Origin of the sequence: Streptomyces rectiviolaceus, from assembly GCF_039533825.1 — a bacterium.
GTDB classification, from domain to species: Bacteria; Actinomycetota; Actinomycetes; order Streptomycetales; family Streptomycetaceae; genus Streptomyces; species Streptomyces rectiviolaceus.
On sequence record NZ_BAAAUG010000090.1, the window covers coordinates 31,445 to 51,757 of the forward strand.

The 20,313-nt window shown below is 70.7% G+C and carries 22 protein-coding genes and 1 riboswitch; of the genes, 17 read left to right on the forward strand and 5 right to left on the reverse strand.

Annotated features, from left to right (window positions below; genetic code table 11):
* The first annotated feature begins 177 nt into the window (after positions 1–177).
* From ABD378_RS25155 to ABD378_RS25170, 4 genes are all read left to right on the forward strand, one after another.
* A complete protein-coding gene (locus tag ABD378_RS25155) occupies positions 178–708 on the forward strand; it encodes a winged helix-turn-helix transcriptional regulator (RefSeq protein ID WP_344524009.1) in 531 nt (176 codons plus the stop codon).
* An 88-nt stretch (positions 709–796) separates the two neighbouring features.
* On the forward strand, positions 797–1,117 hold the full coding sequence (locus tag ABD378_RS25160) for a DUF6412 domain-containing protein (RefSeq protein ID WP_344524011.1): 321 nt from the start codon (positions 797–799) through the stop codon (positions 1,115–1,117).
* Positions 1,118–1,258: 141 nt separating this feature from the next.
* On the forward strand, positions 1,259–2,056 hold the full coding sequence (locus ABD378_RS25165; protein WP_344524013.1) for a YidC/Oxa1 family membrane protein insertase: 798 nt from the start codon (positions 1,259–1,261) through the stop codon (positions 2,054–2,056).
* Positions 2,057–2,188: 132 nt separating this feature from the next.
* Positions 2,189–3,046 carry a fumarylacetoacetate hydrolase family protein gene (locus ABD378_RS25170; protein ID WP_344524015.1) on the forward strand — a complete coding sequence of 286 codons (858 nt, stop codon included), beginning with the start codon at positions 2,189–2,191 and terminating at the stop codon, positions 3,044–3,046.
* A gap of 78 nt (positions 3,047–3,124) precedes the next feature.
* Here ABD378_RS25170 and ABD378_RS25175 read toward each other — a convergent pair whose 3' ends face one another.
* Together ABD378_RS25175 and ABD378_RS25180 are read right to left on the reverse strand one after the other, a co-directional pair.
* Positions 3,125–3,610 (reverse strand): heme-degrading domain-containing protein, encoded by a 486-nt coding sequence (locus tag ABD378_RS25175; RefSeq protein ID WP_344524017.1) that lies wholly within the window; start codon positions 3,608–3,610, stop codon positions 3,125–3,127.
* Positions 3,607–4,713: a Gfo/Idh/MocA family protein gene (locus ABD378_RS25180; protein ID WP_344524019.1), complete on the reverse strand. Its 1,107-nt coding sequence runs from the start codon at positions 4,711–4,713 to the stop codon at positions 3,607–3,609. Before ABD378_RS25180 ends, ABD378_RS25175 begins: the two co-directional genes overlap by 4 nt.
* Positions 4,714–4,769: 56 nt before the next feature.
* Between ABD378_RS25180 and ABD378_RS25185 the strand changes: the two genes are divergently transcribed.
* The 13 genes from ABD378_RS25185 to ABD378_RS25245 all read left to right on the forward strand — a co-directional run bounded on the left by ABD378_RS25185 (position 4,770) and on the right by ABD378_RS25245 (position 17,939).
* Complete coding sequence (locus ABD378_RS25185; protein WP_344524021.1) at positions 4,770–5,954, forward strand: ROK family transcriptional regulator; 1,185 nt, start codon at positions 4,770–4,772, stop codon at positions 5,952–5,954.
* A 476-nt stretch (positions 5,955–6,430) separates the two neighbouring features.
* Positions 6,431–7,288, forward strand: a complete 858-nt coding sequence (locus tag ABD378_RS25190) for a hypothetical protein (protein ID WP_344524023.1) — start codon at positions 6,431–6,433, stop codon at positions 7,286–7,288.
* Positions 7,289–7,420: 132 nt separating this feature from the next.
* Complete coding sequence (locus tag ABD378_RS25195) at positions 7,421–8,215, forward strand: GntR family transcriptional regulator (RefSeq protein ID WP_344524025.1); 795 nt, start codon at positions 7,421–7,423, stop codon at positions 8,213–8,215.
* 138 nt (positions 8,216–8,353) lie between these two features.
* Positions 8,354–9,478 (forward strand): TIGR03364 family FAD-dependent oxidoreductase, encoded by a 1,125-nt coding sequence (locus ABD378_RS25200; RefSeq protein ID WP_344524027.1) that lies wholly within the window; start codon positions 8,354–8,356, stop codon positions 9,476–9,478.
* Positions 9,472–10,188 carry a phosphonatase-like hydrolase gene (locus tag ABD378_RS25205; protein ID WP_344524029.1) on the forward strand — a complete coding sequence of 239 codons (717 nt, stop codon included), beginning with the start codon at positions 9,472–9,474 and terminating at the stop codon, positions 10,186–10,188. Before ABD378_RS25200 ends, ABD378_RS25205 begins: the two co-directional genes overlap by 7 nt.
* A 20-nt stretch (positions 10,189–10,208) precedes the next feature.
* A complete protein-coding gene (locus ABD378_RS25210) occupies positions 10,209–11,261 on the forward strand; it encodes an ABC transporter ATP-binding protein (RefSeq protein ID WP_344524031.1) in 1,053 nt (350 codons plus the stop codon).
* Positions 11,254–12,222, forward strand: a complete 969-nt coding sequence (locus ABD378_RS25215) for a 2-aminoethylphosphonate ABC transporter permease subunit (protein WP_344524033.1) — start codon at positions 11,254–11,256, stop codon at positions 12,220–12,222. The genes ABD378_RS25210 and ABD378_RS25215 overlap by 8 nt, the downstream gene beginning before the upstream one ends.
* A complete protein-coding gene (locus ABD378_RS25220; RefSeq protein WP_344524035.1) occupies positions 12,209–13,006 on the forward strand; it encodes an ABC transporter permease in 798 nt (265 codons plus the stop codon). The genes ABD378_RS25215 and ABD378_RS25220 overlap by 14 nt, the downstream gene beginning before the upstream one ends.
* 51 nt (positions 13,007–13,057) lie before the next feature.
* On the forward strand, positions 13,058–14,137 hold the full coding sequence (locus ABD378_RS25225; RefSeq protein WP_344524037.1) for a 2-aminoethylphosphonate ABC transporter substrate-binding protein: 1,080 nt from the start codon (positions 13,058–13,060) through the stop codon (positions 14,135–14,137).
* A 125-nt stretch (positions 14,138–14,262) separates the two neighbouring features.
* On the forward strand, positions 14,263–15,768 hold the full coding sequence (locus tag ABD378_RS25230; RefSeq protein ID WP_344524039.1) for an alkaline phosphatase family protein: 1,506 nt from the start codon (positions 14,263–14,265) through the stop codon (positions 15,766–15,768).
* A gap of 81 nt (positions 15,769–15,849) precedes the next feature.
* A complete protein-coding gene (locus ABD378_RS25235) occupies positions 15,850–16,629 on the forward strand; it encodes an HAD-IIA family hydrolase (protein WP_344524041.1) in 780 nt (259 codons plus the stop codon).
* A gap of 77 nt (positions 16,630–16,706) precedes the next feature.
* The gene (locus ABD378_RS25240; protein WP_344524043.1) at positions 16,707–17,246 is read left to right on the forward strand and encodes a hypothetical protein; all 540 of its coding nucleotides are present in this window, start codon (positions 16,707–16,709) and stop codon (positions 17,244–17,246) included.
* Positions 17,247–17,261: 15 nt separating this feature from the next.
* A complete protein-coding gene (locus ABD378_RS25245) occupies positions 17,262–17,939 on the forward strand; it encodes a class F sortase (RefSeq protein WP_344524045.1) in 678 nt (225 codons plus the stop codon).
* Here the strand turns inward: ABD378_RS25245 and ABD378_RS25250 are convergent.
* The 3 genes from ABD378_RS25250 to ABD378_RS25260 all read right to left on the reverse strand — a co-directional run bounded on the left by ABD378_RS25250 (position 17,920) and on the right by ABD378_RS25260 (position 20,231).
* A complete protein-coding gene (locus ABD378_RS25250; RefSeq protein ID WP_344524047.1) occupies positions 17,920–18,717 on the reverse strand; it encodes a CbtA family protein in 798 nt (265 codons plus the stop codon). The two genes, ABD378_RS25245 and ABD378_RS25250, sit on opposite strands and share 20 nt — an antisense overlap.
* Positions 18,718–18,743: 26 nt before the next feature.
* Positions 18,744–18,965 carry a CbtB domain-containing protein gene (locus ABD378_RS25255; protein WP_344524049.1) on the reverse strand — a complete coding sequence of 74 codons (222 nt, stop codon included), beginning with the start codon at positions 18,963–18,965 and terminating at the stop codon, positions 18,744–18,746.
* Between the two features lie 34 nt (positions 18,966–18,999).
* A riboswitch (cobalamin riboswitch) is annotated at positions 19,000–19,119 on the reverse strand.
* A gap of 356 nt (positions 19,120–19,475) precedes the next feature.
* The gene (locus ABD378_RS25260; protein ID WP_344524051.1) at positions 19,476–20,231 is read right to left on the reverse strand and encodes an ANTAR domain-containing protein; all 756 of its coding nucleotides are present in this window, start codon (positions 20,229–20,231) and stop codon (positions 19,476–19,478) included.
* Positions 20,232–20,313: the final 82 nt, after the last annotated feature.

Here is a 20,313-nt window from a genome sequence, read left to right on the forward strand (position 1 = left end):
CCGAGGGCACTGAGGCTGCGGTGCGTTCTGGCCGTGGCGGCATGGCCTGCTCCTCCAGGGGGCATCAGGGTCCAAGTGGAGGGCAGGTTCAGTCATTGAACCTGGCCCGCGCCATGACCGTAGCAGGTGGAGTTCAGTCATTGAACCTCGAAGTCGGAACGTCGCTAAGGTGGACCCATGGCTCTCGGCAAGGACTACGCGGCGCAGGACTGCTCCATCGCCCGCGCGCTCGAAGTCGTCGGGGAGCGCTGGACGCTCCTCGTCGTCCGTGACGCGCTCTACGGGGTGCGGCGCTACAACGACTTCCTCGTCCACCTCGGCATCCCCCGCGCGGTCCTCGCCTCGCGCCTCCAGTCGCTCACCGCGGCCGGCGTCCTGGAGAAGCGGCCGTGCGCGCAGGCGCCGTCGCGGCACGAGTACGTCGTGACGGGGCGGGGCCGCGCGCTCTGGCCGACCCTGCTCGCGCTCGGCGCCTGGGGGCGCGACACCTTCTCGGAGACCAAGCCGCTGCGGTACTTCCGGCATGCGACGTGCGGTACGGATCTCGGCCTCGCCGGTGACTGTCCGGCCTGCGGGGTCCTCGTACCCGTCGAGGACGTCGAGATGGTGCCCGGCCCCGGCCTCGATCCGGACCCGTCCGATCCGGTCAGCCGGGCACTGCTCGCGCCCCGAAGGCTCCTTACGGCCGTCGAGACGGATCCTGTATAACGGCAGTACGCGATAAAGCGGCGCTACGCGATACGCCGTATCGGCGAGGGATCTGAAGGCGACTCAAGGAGAGGGGGGACGGGAAGCGATGCAGGACGCGATCCGCGGCTGGAAAGCCGCCCTCCGCCCCACCGGCCTCCTCCTCTTCCTCCTCGTCGAGGTCGTCCTCCTGGACGCGAGCAGCATCACCGCCGCCGTCGCGCTCGCCGCGACCGCCGCCGCGGGCTCCGCGCTCGCCGTCTGCTCCCTGATCGCCGCGCGTTGCGCTCCCGCCGTGCCCCGCACCCGGGTGCGTACGGCCATCCGCGACCGCGAGAAGCGCACGGCCTTCCTGCCGCAGCGCGATCCCGACGCCTCCGGGCGCAGGCGGCCCCGAGCACCGGGCCGTCTCGTCATGACGGCCGCGTAGGGAACACCGGAACACGCAACACGGAACACGACACCGGTAAACCTCTAGCGACATACCTCGACCCTTCGCGGGCCGTCACGCCGAAAAGAGCACGTTCTCCCGCCTTTTCCTCGGCACGACGAGACCCCGGAGGGTTTCTCCATGTCCGGTCTGTTCTCCGCTTTCATGTCCCTGTTCGCCGACCTGGTCGGCTCCATCGCCGACCTGCTCGAACCCGTCTTCCACGCCTCCGCGATGGCCGCCGCCATCGTCCTGTTCACCGCGTGCGTACGCCTCCTCGTCCACCCCTTGTCGCGGGCCTCGGCCCGTGGCCAGAAGGCGCGCGCCAAGCTGTCGCCGCAGATCGCCGAGTTGCGCAAGAAGCACGCCAAGAACCCCGAGAAGCTGCAGAAGGCGGTGCTTGAGCTGCACCGCGCGGAGAAGGTCTCGCCGCTCTCCGGGTGCCTGCCAAGCCTGTTCCAGCTTCCGGCGTTCTTCCTGCTCTACCACCTGTTCTCCAACTCCAGCATCGGCGGCGAGGCCAACGCGCTGCTCGGGCACAAGCTGTTCGAGGCGCCCCTCGGCGGACGCTGGGCCGACGCGCTCGCCGACGGCGGGGTCTTCGGGGCGCACGGACTCGTCTATCTCGTGCTCTTCGCGATCGTGGCCGCCGTCGCGACCTTCAACTTCCGGCGTACGAAGAAGCAGATGGCCATGGCCGCGCCCGCGACCGGCGCGACCGGCTCCGGTGACGCCCAGCAGATGCCCGGCATGGGCGCGATGACCAAGGTCATGCCGTTCATGTCGTTCATGACGCTGTTCACCGTCGCCTTCGTGCCGCTGGCCGCCGCGCTCTACGTGGTCACAAGCACCACCTGGAGCGCGGTCGAGCGCGCCGTGCTCTACCGGGACATGCCGTACGGGGCGGCCGGGGCGGGAGCGCTGGCTACCGCCGGGTAACGGTCCGGTCTGTGAACAGGGTCTTGCGGGATGGACGGTGACCTTGGAGGATCTTCCAATCCTCCGATGGCCGCAACCCGGGCCACGCGGGCAGTCAGGACGCGGGCGCGACTCGACCAAGGGAGATTGACCATGAAGCTGCTGCGAGTCGGTACGGCGGGGGCCGAGCGCCCGGCGCTGCTCGATGCCGAAGGCACGTTGCGGGACCTTTCAGGGACCGTCACGGACATCGACGGCGCGCTGCTCGCCGACACGGCCGCCCTCGGCCGGGTCCGGTCCGCCGCCGAGTCGGGCGAGCTGCCCGTGCTCGACGCGGAGGGGCTGCGGGTCGGGCCGCCCGTCGCCCGGATCGGCAAGGTCGTGTGCATCGGGCTCAACTACCACGACCACGCGAAGGAGACCGGGGCCACGCCGCCCGCCGAGCCCGTCATCTTCTTCAAGGCGGCGGACACGGTGGTCGGTCCGGACGACACCGTGCTCGTGCCGCGCAAGTCGGTCAAGACGGACTGGGAGGTCGAGCTCGCGATCGTCGTCGGGCGCACCGCCCGCTACCTGGAGTCCGACGAGGAGGCGCTCGCGCACATCGCCGGATACGCGGTGTCCCACGACGTCTCGGAGCGCGAGTTCCAGATCGAGCGCGGCGGCACCTGGGACAAGGGCAAGAACTGCGAGACGTTCAACCCGCTTGGCCCGTGGCTTGTGACGACCGACGAGGTCCCCGACCCGCAGGCCCTGTCCCTGAAGCTCTGGGTCAACGGCGAGCTGAAGCAGGACGGGACCACGGCCCAGCAGATCTTCCCGGTGGCCGAAGTGGTGCGCTACGTAAGCCAGTTCATGACCCTGTACCCGGGTGACGTCATCAACACCGGTACGCCGGCGGGCGTGGCCATGGGACACCCCGAGCCGAAGCCGTACCTGCGGGCCGGTGATGTGGTGGAGCTGGAGATCGAGGGACTGGGCAAGCAGCGGCAGGAGCTGAAGGGGGCGTAGCGGCTGCGTCGTGGCTTGGCGCGCAGTTCCCCGCGCCCCTGACGGGGCGCCCCCCTCAGCGGAGAGGGGCGCCCCCGTTTACACGAACCGCTCCAAGGCCTCGACCACCAGCGCGTGGTCCGCCGCCTGCGGGAGGCCCGATACCACGACCGTGCCGATCACGCCCGCGCCCCGCACCGCGATCGGGAACGCGCCGCCGTGCGCCGCGTACACGTCCGGGTCCAGGCGCGAGGACTCCTCGAACGTCGTCCCCTTGGCGCGGAAGCGCGTGCCGACCAGGAACGACGAGCAGCCGTAGCGTTCGACGACGCGGCGCTTGCGGGTGATCCAGGCGTCGTTGTCCGGGGTCGATCCCGGCAGGGCCGCGTGGAAGAGCTGCTGGCCGCCCCGGGTGATGTCGATGGCCACCGGGGCCTGGCGCTCGCGGGCCAGGTCGACCAGGAGGGTGCCGAGCGCCCAGGCGTCCTCGTACGTGAAGTGGGGGAGTACCAGGCGGAGTTCCTGGGTCTCCAGCTCGTCCACTGTGGGTGCGGTGGGCGTCGACTTCGGCGTCGGCGTCGTCATACGGCCACCGCCACACCGTCGCGGGCCGAGCGGCGTGCGGCCTCAAGGACGTCGAGGGCCGACGCGGCCTCGTACGCGGAGACGGGGTTCCGGCCGGTGCCGCGGACCGCCGCGGCCACGGCCGCGTAGTACGCGGGGTAGTCGCCCGGCAGTGTCTTGACCGGGATGCCGCCGCCGGTCAGCGGGGACTCGCCGGAGCCGACCCGGCCCCACATGCACTCCAGCTCCTCGCCCCAACTGTCCTCGCCGGCGGGCCGCTTGCCGTCGCGGAGTGCGGCTTCCTGCGGGTCGAGGCCGTACTTCACATAGCCCGCCGCCGAGCCGAGCGCGCGGAAGCGCGGGCCGAGCTGGGCGGTGGTGGCGCTCACGTACAGGTGCGAGCGGACGCCGTTCGTGTGCGTGATCGCGATGAACGTGTCGTCGTCGGCCTCGGCGCCGGGGCGGCGGACGTCGGACTCGGCGTACACGGACCGCGCGGGGCCGAAGAGCACGAGCGCCTGATCGACGACGTGGGAGCCGAGGTCGTAGAGCAGACCTCCGATCTCTTCGGGGTTTCCGGACTCGCGCCAGCCGCCCTTGGGCTGCGGGCGCCACCGCTCGAAGCGGGACTCGAAGCGCCATACGTCGCCGAGCTCGCCGTCGGCGACGAGCTTCTGGAGAGTCAGGAAGTCGTTGTCCCAGCGGCGGTTCTGGAAGACGGAGAGGAGCAGTCCGCGGTCCTCGGCGAGGGCGGCGAGCTCGCGCGCCTCGGCGGCGGTGCCCGCGATCGGCTTGTCCACAACGACCGGGAGGCCCGCCTTGAGGGCGGCGGTCGCGAGCGCGACGTGCGTCTTGTTCGGGGACGCGATCACCACCAGGTCGAGCTCGTCCGCGCGGGCCCAGAGCTCGTCCGTCGACGCGGCGAAGCGCAGGCCGTCACCGAACTCGGCGCGGGCCTGTGCCTGCCGCTCGGGGTTCGACGTGACGACCGTGTCGAGGGCGAGGCCCTCGGTGGCGGCGATCAGCGGGGCGTGGAAGACGGAGCCCGCGAGGCCGTATCCGATGAGGGCTACGCGTAGAGGGGAGCCGTGAGGTCCGGGGGCGCCTGAGCCTGTACCAGTCATGCGTTCCACTTAAGCAACGGTGTTGCCAAAGCGCAAGCGCGTACGACAATGGGGGTGTGAACAGCACTGATAAGGCGAGGGCGGGTACGGGAAGCGGCGGCAGGACGGGCGCCGGGGTGAACCTGCCCGCGCTGCGCGGGCACAACGCCGCCCTCGTGCTCGACCTGCTGCGCACGGCGGGCGAGGCCGGCATAAGCCGCCTCGAACTGGCCGAGCGCACCGGGCTCACACCGCAGGCCGTCAGCAAGATCACCGCGCGGTTGCGTGCGGAGGGTCTCGCGGCGGAGGCGGGCCGCCGCGCGTCCACCGGCGGCAAACCGCGCACGCTCCTTCGCCTCGTCCCGGACGCCGGACACGCGGTCGGCCTCCACCTGGACCGCGACGAACTGACGGCGGTCCTGGCCGACCTGACGGGGCATGTGGTCGCGGAACGCCGGGCGCCGCTGGAGTTCGCCGCGGGCGCGGAGGCGGTGGTCGACGTGGCGGTGGGGGTGGTGCGGGCGCTGGTCAGCGGGGCGGGGGGTGGTGAGGTCTCTTCGGCCGCCGCCGGGCTGCTGGGCGTCGGGGTCGCGTTGCCCGGTCCGCTCGACCACTCCGACGGCGTTCTGCACCGCGTGACCGGGTTCCCCGCGTGGGACGGTTTCCCGCTGCGGGACGCGTTCGCCGGGCGCCTGGGGCTGCCGGTCGTCGTGGACAAGGACACGAACGCCGCCGCGCTGGGGCTCGCGCTGGGCGGGGTGGCGGAGTCGTTCGCGTATCTGCACCTCGGGACGGGCCTTGGCGCGGGCCTCGTGCTGGACGGAGGTCTCTACCGCGGGGCGCGGACCGGGGCGGGCGAGTTCGGCCACCAGGTGATCCAGCTGGACGGCCCGGAGTGCGGGTGCGGTGACCGCGGCTGCATCGAGGCGCTGTGCCTGGCCGCGGTGGCGCGGGGGGATCTGGACGAGGCGGCGCGGGTACTCGGGGCGGGGGCGGGCAACCTGGTCAGCCTGCTCGACATCGATCTCGTACTGCTCGGCGGACGGGCCGTCCTCGCGGACGAGGAGCGCTTCGTACGAGGAGTGGGCGCCGTCGTCGCCGCACGCGCGCGGCGGGGCGGCGGAGGCACGGAGGTCCCGGTCGCCGTCGCGTCCGGGGGAGACCGGGGCGTCGCGGAGGGCGCGGCGCAACTGGTCCTCGCGCCGCTCTTCGGCAGGGCGAGCGTGGCGTTTCCGGCGAGTGCTCCGCTGGGCGTGCGGTGATGGTTCCGCGGGCTGGTGGGGGCTGGTCGCGTGCGCGTGGCGGAGCCGCATTCGTCACAGCCTCGCGCCCGGACTTCGTCGAGTCTGCTTCCGTGGCGTTCCCAGTGAGCCGGGGCTGAGCGTTCCGTTGGGAGTGCGGTGATCTTTCCGCGGGCCGGTGGGGGGCTGGTCCCGTGGGCCGGGGGGGCGAGCGCTTCGTTGGAACTGTGGTGGTGGACCTGCGGGCTGGTGGGGGCTGGTCGCGTGCGCGTGGCGGAGCCGTATGAGTCACAGCCCCGCGCCCCTTGAGGGGCGTACCCGGCAATCGCAATCAACGGAAAGTCGGCTGATAGGAGGAACTTGCGCGGGTCAGTCGGCGGTACGGGGTTGTGGCGTACTCGGGGGACGGCGTGGGGCGTGGCAAGGTCGCGGCCCATGACCGGTGTCATACGGCCCCCGCTCCAGCTCCCGCCCCTCCGCGCCAGCAAAGGCCCCTCATGCGACTCCGCCGCTCTCTCGCCTCCGGCGTCACCGCCGCTGCCGCCGCCCTCGCGCCTGTCGCGACCGGGGCGGCGAGTGACGCGGCCGCAGTCGTGCAGCGGCCGTACGCGGCCCAGCCCCCCATCTGCTCCGACCCCAGCGGCGAAGGTTTCCCCATCGCGACGCGGATCGAGGGTGGGCCCCCCGGTTACGAGGCCGGGGGCGGCTACCGGAGCTGGTCCGTCGAGTTGGCCAACACCACCCGCGGCGTCTGCGGCAACATCCACCCGGTCGTCGTCATCGTCGACAAGGAGCGCGAGCTGCGGCCCCGGCAGGTCCAGCTGGAGTTCCACGACGGCAAACGCTGGCGTCCCGTCGGGTTCGAACGGACCGACCGGGACGAGAACGTCGGCGTCTTCGACGACGGATTCCCCGGGTTCACGGTCAAGGCGGGGCGGACCCTCACCGTCAAGGTGCGGCTCTCCTTCACCTCCGAGGCCCGGTCCCGGCACGCCGTCATCTCCGCCGCCGTCGTCCAGCGCCGTGACGACGACGGCGACTGGGTGGGCGAGTCCGACGACTACCCGTTCGGCATCGGCAGCGACAGCTACAGCGACGGCGGCGCCGACACCTCCGAACCTGACGGGAGCGAGGTCGGAGGGCGGGACGGCGGAGGCGACACCCAAGGCGCCGACGGCGGCAGCGGCGGAGGACGTGAGCGCCTCGACTCCGGAGGCACTTCCTACGCCGACGAACTCGCCGCCACGGGACCCCGCGCCCTGCTCGGCGTCAGTGCGGTGCTCGGCGCGCTGTTCGCCGTGGGCTGGGCGCTTGTCGCAGGGACCCGGCGACTGCGGGCCGCACGCCGGCGCTGAGCCCGGCACGCGACGCCACGCTCCCGATCGCAAGGCCACCGGCCGCTCGCCCCAGTCGCTCGCGCCTGCCACCTCCCCGCGCCGCACCTTCCGTTCACCTACCTGTTCACGTACGTCTGCGAACATCCCTGGGTGGACAACCCGAACTCCCCGCACCCTCCCGCGCACCTGCTCGACCAGGCACCCGGCGCCCCCATCCGCTCCGGCATCCCCGAGCACGGCCGCATCCCGAAGTACTACGCGGTGAAGGCCAGGATCGCCGACCTGATAGAGGAGTTGGGGGACGGGCAGACGCTGCCGACCGAGCGGGATCTCGCCGTGCGGTACGAGGTCGCGCGGGAGACCGTGCGGCAGGCGCTGCGTGAGCTGCTGCTCGAAGGGCGGCTGCGCAGGCAGGGGCGCGGCACGGTCGTCGCGGGCCCCAAGCTGGAGCAGCCGCTGTCCCTCGCCAGTTACACGGAAGGCGTGCGGCGGCAGGGGCGTACCCCCGGGCGAAATCTCATCTCTCTCGACCGGTTCCCCGCTCCCGCAGCCCTCGCCGCCGAGATCGGGGTCGAGCAGGGGGAGCCCGTCTGGCACATGGAGCGTGTGCTGCTCGCCGACGACGAGCGGGTGGGGCTCGAGAGTACGTACGTCTCCGTGGCCCGAGTCCCCGCGCTCGACCGGGACTTCGAGCCCGACTCCTCTTTCTACGCCTACCTCCGCGATCAGCTCGGCATCTCCTTCGGCGACGCCGACGAACGCATCGAGACCGTCCTCGCCACGCCCCGCGAGGCCCTGCTGATCGGCACCCCTCCCGCGCTGCCCATGCTGCTGATCCACCGCGTCTCACGGGACACGTCCGGGCATCCGCTGGAGCGGGTCCGCACCCTCTACCGCGGCGACCGGTTCTCCTTCACCACGCACTTGGGCAACGGCGGCGGCTGAACTCCCTTTCCGTGTAAGGCGATCGACCCATCACGATAACGAGAAGGTAACGGGTCTAGGCCAACCTTGGGTGGCCGTTCACCATCCCGTTGCCGCCAGGACCACAGCGGGTCACTCGTCCCCAGGAGCGTTGCCGTCGTGAGAGTCATCGTCGTAGGAGCCGGCGTGGTGGGAACCATGCACGCCTGGCACGCAGTGGAACGCGGCCACGAGGTCGTACAGATCGAGCGCGAGAGCGAGGCCCGTGGGGCCTCACTGCGCAACTTCGGGCAGATATGGGTGAGCGGCCGCGCCGGGGGCGAGGAGCTGGAGACCGCCCTGCGGGCCCGCGAACTGTGGGAGGAGATAGGCGCGAGGGTGGAGGGCATCGGCTTCCGGGCCAACGGCTCCCTCACCCTCGTGCGCAACGAGCGCGAGCGCGCGGTCGCCGAGGCCGCCCTCGTCCGCCCCGACGCGGCGGCCCGCGGCTACAAGCTGCTCGACGCCGACGAGGTCCGCGCCCTCAACCCGGCGCTGCGCGGTGACTTCATCGCCGGACTGTGGTGCGAGCGGGACGCGGCGGTGGAGCCGCGCGTCGCTCAACTGCGGCTGCGGGAGGCGCTGTTGGCGTCGCCCCGCTACACCTTCCTGCCCGGCCGCGAGGTCCGCGAAGTCGTCGGTGAGAACGCGGTGCGGGACGACCACGGCGACGTACACACCGGTGACGTCGTCGTGCTCGCCACCGGCGCCTGGCTCGGGGGCCTCGTCCGCGATCTTGCCGGGCCCGATCTGCCCGTGCGCCGCGTGCGGCTGCAGATGATGCAGACGGAGCCCCTCGGTGAGGCGCTCACGACCTCCGTCGCCGACGCCGACAGCTTCCGCTATTACCCGGCGTACAAGTCGGACGCCCTCGACGCGCTCAACGCAGGGCAGGCGCAGGCGCCGACCGCCGCCGAGCACAAGATGCAGCTGCTCATGGTGCAGCGCCGCGACGGCGGTCTGACCATCGGCGACACCCATGAGTACGAGCACCCCTTCGCCTTCGACACCCTCGAAGACCCCTACGACCACCTCACCGAGGTCGTCGAGGGCTTCCTGGGCCGCCCGCTGCCGAAGATCAGACGGCGCTGGGCCGGGGTGTACGCGCAGTGCGTCGACACGGCCCGCGTCGTGCACCGGCAGCAGGTGCGCGAAGGCGTGTGGCTCGTCACCGGGCCCGGCGGGCGCGGCATGACGTGCTCGCCCGCCATCGCGGAGAAGACGGCAGACGAGTTGGGATGGTGAGGAAGGTGCGGGAGTCGAACATGCGCCGCTGTGGGCTTGTCGTTCTCGACATGGCCGGTACGACCGTCGCGGACGGAGGCCTTGTCGAGCAGGCCTTCTCCGCCGCCGCGCGGGAACTCGGCGTCGAGCCGGGCTCGGCGGACCACGCCGAGAAGCTGGACTACGTACGCGCCACCATGGGCGAGTCCAAGATCTCCGTCTTCCGGCATCTGTTCGGCGACGAGGCCCTTGCCCAGCAGGGCAACGTGGCCTTCGAGAAGGCGTATGGGGAGCTGGTGGACGGCGGCCGGATCGCGCCGATCCCGGGCGCGCGGGAAGCCGTCGAAGAGCTCAAGTCGGCAGGTCTGGCCGTGGTGTTGACCACCGGGTTCGCCCGGGTCACGCAGGACGCCATCCTGGACGCCCTTGGCTGGCGGGACCTGGTCGGGCTGACCCTGTGCCCCGCCGACGCGGGCGGTCGTGGGCGCCCCTACCCGGACATGGTGCTCAGCGCCTTCCTGCGGACGGGGGCGGTGGACGACGTCCGGCAGATCGCCGTCGTGGGCGACACGGCGTACGACATGAAGAGCGGGGTGCGGGCCGGGGCCGGTGTGGTCGCCGGGGTGCTCACCGGGGCGCATGACGCCGAGGCGCTGCGGGGGGCGGGGGCCACTCACGTCCTCGGGTCGGTCGCCGAACTGCCCTCGCTGCTCAGGGGCGTTGACGAGTGAGCGGCGGCACCCCTACGCGCGTGCGCAGCGGCATCCGCTTCGAGAACGTCTCGGTCGCCTACGGCAAGAACACCGTCCTGGACTCGCTCGACCTGACCGTCGAGCCCGGCGAGGTCATGGCCCTGCTCGGCCCCTCGGGCTCGGGCAAGACGACCGCGCTGCGGGCCGTCGCCGGGTTCGTGCGGCCCGCGGCCGGGCGGGTGTTCATCGGGGAGCGCGATGTCACCGGCCTTCCGCCGCACCAGCGGGGGATCGGGATGGTCGTCCAGCAGTACGCGCTCTTCCCGCACATGCGGGTCGAGGACAACGTCGCCTTCGGCATGAAGGCGCAGAAGGTCGCCAAGTCCGAGATTCCGGGGCGGGTCGCCGAGGCGCTGGAAATGACGGGGATGGCGTCGTACGCCAAGCGGTTCCCCCGGGAGCTTTCCGGGGGGCAGCAGCAGCGGGTCGCCATCGCGCGGGCGTTGGCCATTCGGCCGGGGGTGCTTCTGCTTGACGAGCCGCTTTCCGCGCTCGACGCGCAGTTGCGGTCGGGGGTGCTGGGGGAACTCGCCCGGTTGCACCGGGAGTTGCCCGACGTCTCCATTTTGTACGTCACCCATGACCAGGTGGAGGCCTTGACCCTGGCGGATCGCATTGCCGTCATGGACAAGGCGCGGTTGCGGGACTGCGGGACTCCGCAGGAGCTTTATCGGGCGCCTCGGACTGAGTTCACGGCTTCTTTTGTGGGGAACGCGAATCTCCTCACGGTGCGGGTGGGGTCCGGCACTGTCGCCTTCGGCGGGGTTGACCTGAAGGTCGACACGGGGGAGGCGGTGCGGGGCGCCACCGCCACGTTGTGCGTGCGGCCGCATCTGGTCGGCCTGGGGGACGGGCCCAACGCCCTTACAGGGAGTGTCGCCGAGGTGCAGTGGCGGGGGGCCACTCACCGGTTGTACGTGGATGTCGGCGGGCAGCGGGTGAAGGCGGACCTTCGGGAGCTTCGGACTCCGCCGGGTATCGGTGACTCGGTCACGCTGCACTTTGCGCCGGAGGATGCGGTGTTGCTGTCTGGCGGGGTGACCGATGGATAGCTCTGGTGCGCGCCTTGTGAAAAGTGACCCGGCATCGGGGGCTGTGCCCACCCGTTCCGCCGTGCGGAACGCCTGCCCACAGCAGGGGCGGCCGGGGTGGTCGGGTGGGCCGGAGGAGGGCGGCAGCCCCTCGCCGAAGTGGCGAGTGCCCCGCTTCGTCTGGGCTCTGCCCCCCATCGCCGCTCTCGCGCTCTTCTTCCTCTACCCCCTCGGCCTCGTCGTCCAGCAGTCCGTGCAGCCCGATACCGGAGGCACCTCCCTCCAGCCCTACTCCGACGTCTTCGGCTCCGAAGCGTTTCGGGAGGCGCTCGGGACTACCGTGTGGCTGGCCGTCGGGTCCACGGTCGGGTGTCTCGTGCTCGGGTTCGCGCTCGCGCTGATCATTGCCTTTGTGCCGTTCCCGGGAGGGAAAGCCGTCGCCAGGTTCATCGACGTCTTTCTCTCCTTTCCGTCCTTCCTCATCACCCTCGCCCTGCTGTTCATCTACGGCACCAAGGGCATGGCCAATGGAATGTGGACGGACGCGACCGGGGCCGCCGAAGGGCCGTTTCAGTTCCTGACCACTCCGTGGGGTGTTCTCCTCGCCGAGATCACGTACTTCACGCCCTTCGTGATGCGTCCCCTGCTCGCCGCCTTCTCGCAGATCGACACCGCGCAGCTGGAAGTCGCGTCGAGTCTCGGGGCGAGGCCCGGCCGCATCATCCGGCGGGTCATCCTGCCCGAGGCGCTGCCCGCCCTCGCCGCGGGCGGCAGCCTCGTACTCGTCATGTGTCTGAACGAATTCGGGATCGTGCTCTTCACGGGAGCCAAGGGGGTCACGACCCTTCCCATGCTCGTCTACAGCAAGGCCATTCTCGAGTCCGACTATCCGGCGGCCTGTGTCGTCGCCGTGGTCAACATCGCGATCTCCGTGGGTCTTTACAGCCTCTACCGGGTGGTGAGCCGTCGTGTTGGTGCATAGCCGCAAGGGGAAGTGGGCGACCTGGGTTCTTTTCCTCGTCTTCTTTCTGCCTCTCTTCGCGCTTCCTCTCCTCGTGATCCTGGCCGCCTCGTTCTCATCGCACTGGTCCGGCGCCTTTCCCTCCGGATTCACCGCGGAGCACTACGCGTCCGCCACCCGCGGGGATTCGCTCAAGGCGCTCACCACCAGCCTGGTCACCGCCGTCGGCGCCAGCCTGCTCGCGCTTGCCGTCGGGTCCTGGGCCGCGCTCGCCGCGGCCTCGCTGAAGAAGGGGGGCAAGCGTGTTCTCGACACCCTCTTCATGCTGCCGGTCGCCGTGCCCTCAGTCGTTGTCGGGCTCGCGATCCTCGTGGCGTTCAGCAAGCCGCCGATGATCCTCAACGGCACCCGCTGGATCGTGATCCTCGCGCACACCATTCTTGTCACGGCGTTCGCCTATCAGTCGGTTTCGGCTGCCATCGTCCGACTCGACCCGGCGTACGAACAGGCCGCCGCATCGCTCGGCGCCCGGCCCTCGTACGTCCTGTGGAAGGTGAAGCTGCCGCTCCTGCTGCCGTCGCTCAACGCGGCAGCGGGCCTCTGCTTCGCGCTCTCCATGGGCGAGTTGAGCGCCACGATGATGCTCTACCCGCCGGACTGGATGCCGCTTCCTGTGCAGATCTACGCGGCCACCGACCGCGGCTCCCTCTTCATCGGTGCCGCCGTCGCGGTGGTCCTGATGGCGGCGACGCTGCTCGTCCTCTTCGGCGTCTCGCGCATCCGCACCCGCGCCTCCTACCGCTGAACCGACCGGCCCCTCAAGTCCCCTCAAGGTTTTCAAGGAGTACGAAACGTCATGTCACGGCTTACCCAGACCAGAACGCTCGCCGCCCTGACCGGCAGCCTCGTCATCGCCGGATCCCTCACGGCGTGCGGTGGCGACTCCTCCGCGTCCGACGCGAAGGAGGTCACCGTCTACAGCGCCGACGGCCTCAAGGGCGAGAACGGCGACGGCTGGTACGACCAGGTCTTCAAGGACTTCGAGAAGAAGACCGGCATCAAGGTGAACTACGTCGAGGGCGGCTCCGGCGAGATGGTGCAGCGCGCCGTCCGCGAGAAGTCCAACACGCAGGCCGACGTCATCATCACCCTGCCGCCGTTCATCCAGCAGGCCGACGAGAAGGGCCTGCTCCAGGCCTACAAGCCCGAGGGGTCCGACCAGGTCGACGGCGCCGACAAGGCGCCCGACGGCAAGTGGACCTCCGTCGTGAACAACTACTTCGGCTTCATCTACAACAAGAAGGAGCTGCCCGGCGGCAAGGCGCCCAAGACCTGGGAGGACCTCACGGACTCCTCGTACAAGGACAAGGTCCAGTACTCCACGCCCGGCGTCGCGGGCGACGGCACCGCCGTGCTCATCAAGGCGATGCACGACTTCGGCGGCAAGAAGCCCGCCATGGATTATCTGAACAAGCTCCAGACCAACAATGTCGGCCCGTCCGCCTCCACCGGCAAGCTCGCGCCCAAGGTCGACAAGGGCGAGCTCCTCGCCGCCAACGGTGACGTGCAGATGAACTACGCCCAGTCCAAGGACATGCCGAACCTCGGCATCTGGTTCCCGGCGACTTCGACGGACCCGGCCGGAAAGCCCACCACCTTCGCGCTGCCCTACGCGGCCGGCCTGGTCAACAAGGCCCCGCACTCCGCCAACGCCAAGAAGTTCCTCGACTACCTGCTCAGCCAGAAGGCCCAGCAGCAGGTCAGCGAGATCGGCGGCGGCTTCGCGGCGCGCAAGGACATCAAGGCCACCGACGCCAACGCGGTCGCGCTCGACAAGATCGTCGACGGGGTCGAGATCTTCGAGCCGGACTGGTCCGACATCTCCGAGAACCTCCAGACGTACGTCGAGGACTGGAAGTCGGCGACCGGTAGCTGAGAGTTCACCGCCGCACCCTTGGCCCAGGGTGTCCGGTAGCGAAAAGATAACGGGTATGGACCCAACGCCCCTGGTTCTCCAGGGGCGTTGGCGTGCGCCCCACTTCCTTCCGACTGGAGGACCACGTGTCGCAAGGCATCACCCGCCGCTCCCTCCTCGTTTCCACCGCTGCCTCCACCGCCGCCCTCGCGGTGGCCGCAGGCCCCCTCGCCACCGCCGCCAAGGCCGCAGCCAAAACCCCCAAGGTCCTGGTGATAGGCCTGGACGGCGCCCTGCTCGGCAGAATCAAGGACGCCGAAGCGCCCGCACTCAAGGGCCTGATGAGCGCCGGCCTGACCGCGCCGAGCAGCATCTACGCCAACCCGCTCGCGCCCACCTCGTCGGGCCCCGGCTGGTCGACGCTCATCACCGGTGTCTGGCCCGACAAGCACAAGGTCGTGAACAACGAGTTCACCGGCCACAACCTCGCCAAGTACCCGGACTTCATGACCCGGATCGAGGCCGCGAAGCCGAACCTGCGGACGTACGCCGTCTCGTCCTGGGCGCCGATCACCGACATCATCTTCTCGGCGAAGGTGGATGCGCGGGTGTCCACCCCGTCGGCCGAGTACGACGCCGGAACCACCACCCGCGCCGTCGCCGAGGTCAAGGGCGGCAACCCCGACGCGGTCTTCGTCCAGCTCGACAACATCGACCACGCGGGCCACGACAGCGGCGCCGCGAGCCAGGCCTATCTCGACGCGATCCACGGCGCCGACACCCAGGTCGGTCAGATCGTCGCCGCGGTCAAGTCCCGCGCCACGTACGGCGACGAGGACTGGCTCATCATGATCACCGCCGACCACGGGCACACCGACCCCGGCGGCCACGGCGGCTCCAGCTGGCCCGAGCGCCAGACGTTCATGATCGCCGCCGGTGGCACGGTCACGGCGGGCTCGGTCCGCCACGACGTCCGTATGCCCGACATCGCCGCCAGCGCGCTCGCCCACCTCGGCATCGCGATCGACCCGGCCTGGGGCCTGGACGGACGCCCCGTCCAGCAGCCGACGCCGGACGCGTTCGACGCCCTGCGCGCCAAGCTGACGGGGCCCGTGGACGAGACCGGCATCGGCGGCGGAGTCATCGGATTCACGCACACGCCGCCGAGCGGCTGGAGCGTCGACAACTCGAAGATGGGCACCGGCGGCATCACCGAGTGGCGCGGCTGGTCCTTCACCACGGACGAGTTCTGGACGAAGACCGAGCGCGACCAGCAGCGGGAACTCAACATCCGCGCCCGGAACGTCTTCGCGGTCGCGGACGGCGACGAGTGGACCGACAAGACCTTCTCGGGGACTTTCGACTCGACGCTCGTCAGCCCGGCGTACGAGGTGCGGGGCGGCGCGAAGGCCACCCTCACGTACACGACGTACTACCGCCAGGAGGCCCCGCAGAAGGGCGAGGTGCTCGTCTCGTACGACGGCGGGGCCCCGGTCGCGGTGAAGACGTACACCGCGGACACCCCTTCCGTCGTCGAGAACATCGCCCTCCAGGTGCCCGCGGGGGCCACGAAGGCCCAGGTCCGCTTCCGGTACACCGGCGGCAACAACTGGTATTGGGTGATCGACGGGGTCACGATCACCGCATCCTGATTAGGCTGGGGGGCGTCGGCACAGAGCTGTCCCGGCGCCCCCCAGCTACCTTGCTCAACGGAGACCGCAGGAGTGCACCCCATGGCAGAGCGCAAGCCCATCGAATCGTGGCTCACCGACATGGACGGCGTGCTCATCCACGAGGGCGTTCCGATTCCCGGCGCCGACGCTTTCATCAAGAGGCTCCGGGAGTCCGGGAAGCCCTTCCTGGTCCTGACGAACAACTCCATCTACACCGCGCGTGACCTCCAGGCCCGGCTGACCCGCATGGGCCTCGAAGTCCCCGTCGAGAACATCTGGACCTCCGCGCTCGCCACCGCGAAGTTCCTGGACGATCAGCGGCCCGGCGGCACGGCGTACGTCATCGGCGAAGCGGGGCTCACCACCGCCCTGCACGACATCGGGTACGTCCTGACCGACCACGACCCGGACTACGTGGTGCTCGGAGAGACCCGTACGTACTCCTTCGAGGCCATGACCAAGGCCGTACGGCTGATCAACGGCGGGGCCCGTTTCATCGGCACGAACCCGGACGAGACCGGGCCCTCCACGGAGGGGCCGCTGCCCGCGACCGGGGCCGTCGCGGCGCTGATCACCAAGGCCACCGGGCGCAACCCCTACTTCGCGGGCAAGCCGAACCCCCTGATGATGCGCACGGGCCTGAACGCCATCGGGGCGCACTCGGAGACCAGCGCCATGATCGGCGACCGCATGGACACGGATGTCCTCGCAGGCCTTGAGGCCGGGATGGAGACCTTCCTGGTCCTGACCGGCCTGACCTCCCGCAAGGACATCGACCAGCACCCGTTCCGGCCCTCGAACGTCGTGGACTCCATCGCCGATCTCGTCGACCGGGTCTGACGCGAAGACCACCCGTTTGCCGCACACGGGAGGCGTGGGACGCCGTCGCGCGTGAACCTCGAAACAGGAGGTTCACGATGCGTAGAGGAACACTCACCCTGCGTGGCATAGCCGGGGCGGTTGTCCTCGCCGCGCTTCCCATCGCCGCGGCGACACCCGCGCACGCCCATGACGAGGGCAAAGTGCATGCCACGGTCACCCCTTCCAGCGCCGCGCCCGGGGCCAAGGTGGAGATCAGCGTCTCGGGCTGTGAGGGCACGACCGGGTCCGCCGGGTCCGGGGCGTTCACGGGAGACGCGAAGCTCACCGGCAGGGACGGCGGCAAGTACTCGCTGAACGGCTCCGCCACGCTCCGCGACGGCGTCGAGGGTTCGCACGACGTCACTGTCATCTGCGACGGTCACCCCCACCAGGGCGTGGGCACCGTGCAGATCGTCCCGAACAATCCCGCCCCCGTCTCGCCGGTACGCGCGGGCGGCGGCGGCACCGCGCAGCTTGCCGCGCACGCCCAGGAGGCGGGGCCCGGCACCCGGCACGCGGTGATCGGCCTGGTGCTCGCCGGGGTGGCGGCCGTGGCCGTGGCGTTCCGCAGCGTCCGCCGGCGCCGCTCCGAGTGACGGGCGACGAACGACGTGTCGGGCCATGAGAAGCCGGACGGGCAGCCGGCGGGGCACGGGCGATTCCTCACCGGGGTCGCCTGGGCGCTGGTGCTCGTGGGGCTCTGGCTGTGGGGCAGCGAGATCACCGACGTACGCGGCGGTGTCTCGGAGCCCACGACCGGTGACGTCGCGGCGGTCGGCAGGCCGTTCGCCGTCGAACTCCCGGACGCGCACGAGCCCTTGGGCGCCGCGAAGCCGCAGCGTGTCGATGTCCCCTCGCTGAAGGTGCGGGCGCCGGTGGTCGCCCGCGGACTCGATCAGGACGGCGCCATCGATCCGCCGCCCTTCGAGCAGGCGGGCTCCGTCGGCTGGTACGGCGGCGGCACACGCCCCGGAGCGGCGGGCACCTCCCTGTTCGTGGGCCACGTCGACACCGAGACGCGCCCCGCGGTCTTCTACGACCTCAGCGCGGTGCGCCCGGGCGAGAAGGTCCTTGTGACCCGGGACGACGGCTCGGTCGCGGAGTTCACCGTGGACGACGTCCAGGTCCTCAGCCGGGAACGCTTCGACGCGAAGAAGGCGTACGGCCCCCACGAGGAGGGCCGCGCCGAACTCCGCCTGATCACGTGCGGCGGCACGTTCGACCGGGCGACCAAGACGTACTCGGCGAACGTGGTGGTGTCCGCCTACCTCACCGGGGTGGGGTCGTAGGGGTGGCGCCGAGGCGCGAGGGCACTCCCGCCGCGCTCGCGCCCCCGGCGGCACCCCTGGCGGCCCCTTCCCGGACGGCCCGCAGGCCGAGGCCCCCGAAGACCGCCGCGAACACGGCCCACAGCAGGGCGTGCGAGGCGATCGAGACGACGCGGAAGTCCCACAGGAGCTTCGCGTCGACCGGGACCGGGTCGGGGTTGTCCGGGAGCAGGAAGAGCGAGGCCAGGACGGCGACCGTCGTGAGGACCGCCGCGATCTGCCGCACCGGGACGGGTCTGCCCGCAAGGCGTACGTACACCTGCCAGGTCAGGAACATGCCGAGGACGCCGATCGCCATGGCCGCGAGCCACATCGCCTGGCGGTCGCCCACCGTGCCGGGGTCACCGACGCCCGGCGGGTTCGCCGGGTAGCGCAGACCGGGCACCAGGGAGACGGCGAGGAAGGCCGCTCCCGCGAAGGCCAGGGCACGCGGCCACGGGGCCGAGCCCGGGTCGCGGCGGTGCACCAGGGCGTACGCCACGGCAAAGAGGATGCCGACGGCCAGACCGGCGACGACCGCGGAGACCACCAGTCCCGCGTGCTGGGCCGAGCGCGTGAACAGCTCCTCGTGGTGCTGGACCGACCGCTTCTCCTCGGCGCGGATCGCCCGGTCCATCAGCGGCTCGGCGAGGAGCAGGGAGAAGAGCCCCGCCGCGAGGCCCGCCACGCCTCCCGCGACGAGACCCCGGCCGAGCAGGGGCAGGACCGGCGAGACCGGCGAGGACTGGGGCGTCGGCATGGTGCCGTGTCCGTGTCCGTGCCCGGTCAGTGGCACGGGGCACCGAGGAGATGCCTGCCGTCGTGGGCGAACTCGTGGAGATAGCTGCCGGTCGCCGAGATCAGCGCGCCGTTGTCGATGAAGACCGCGTAGAGCGCGATCAACGCGATGATGACCGCGGCCGACGCGATGAGCCAGTCGCGGGTCGAGGCCGTGGCCGCCTGGGCCGCCGTGCTGTCGGTGCGCGATGCCGCGGAGTGCGATGACATGCCGGAGGGCCTCCTTCCGGGGTTTCCACGCCCCGAAGCAGGAGTACGACGGTTCAGTTCCTGACTTCCGCACGCCGCGCGGGCGTCCGGTCACAGTGGCGGGACCGCCCCGGTATCGCACCGGGTTCCTGTCAACCGTCGCCTCGATGTATGGACTTGTCGTCCCGGAGAGTCCCAGTCGGCATGGACACTGTCAACGTCAATGGAGGCTGTATCCGGACAATCCGGATCCGGACAACCCGGCCCGGTCGGCGGCCCGCTCCCCCCGGAGCCGTCGACCGGGCTGGTCCTCGACCGCGCGCGCACGAGCTGCGGGAGTAACCCGGCGCCGGCGCGGGAGGTTCGATGGCCAACCCCGTTGTGCGGGATGGGCGTTCAGGCCGGGGGCTTGGGCCGTTGTGACGACTCTAGAACGGATGAGCGCTGGAGCCTAGAGGTGGATTGACGCCAAGTCGTGATCCGCTTTCTCTCTGTGATCACCGCAGGTGGTGGCGGCTCTCGGGATGACCTTCAGGAAGGTTCGGACCAACTGCCGCGCAGCGCCGCGTCATCGAGGGAACCCTTGATCACCTCGGTGGCGACCACCTGCATGACCAGCCGTTCTCTACGCGCGTACCGCCTCAGTACGTCAAAGGCCTCGTCCAGGTCGGTCCGCCAGCGTTCGGCGAGTATGCCCTTGGCCTGTTCGATGCGTATACGGCTGGTCAGGGCGCCCTGGAGCTGTGTGGCGAGGGTCCGATACTGCGTGTAGGCGCGGTGGTTGTGCAGACCGACCGCGGCGGCGTCGGCGAGCGCCTGCGCCAGGCGCAACTCGCCGTCGGTGTGCGGGGCCAGGGAGGTCTCGGGCACGAAGACGTTGAGCGCGCCGAGCACGGTCGCGCGCTGTCGCAGCGGAACCGCGTACGTCACCCCGATGCCGTGGCGGCGGGCCAGCGCCGTGAACTCCGGCCAGCGCGCGGCGGGTTCGGGTGCCGCGAGCCGCACCGGCGGCACGGGCAGGCCCGAGCCGAAGCTCTCCACGCAGGGTCCACCACTCTGCTGGGCCCCGAGCAGGGCGAGTGCCAGGTCCTGTGGATGGCCGCCGAGAGAGACGGGGCAGTTGCCGGAGCCGTCGACGATGACCCCGGCGGCGGCAGCGGCCAGCAGCTCCACGCAGTGGCCCGCGACCCGGCCCAGATGGCGTTCCGGATCGAAGTCGTCGTCCAAGGTGTCCGTGGTCTCCACCAGGACTTCGGCCAGCCGTAGTTCAGAGGTGCGATCCTGCATGATCTCCTCCCCATGAGCGCTGCCCCGTCCACTGCGCCTACCCCCGGGCGCCGAGCTGTAACAGCTCACCAACAGGTCTCCG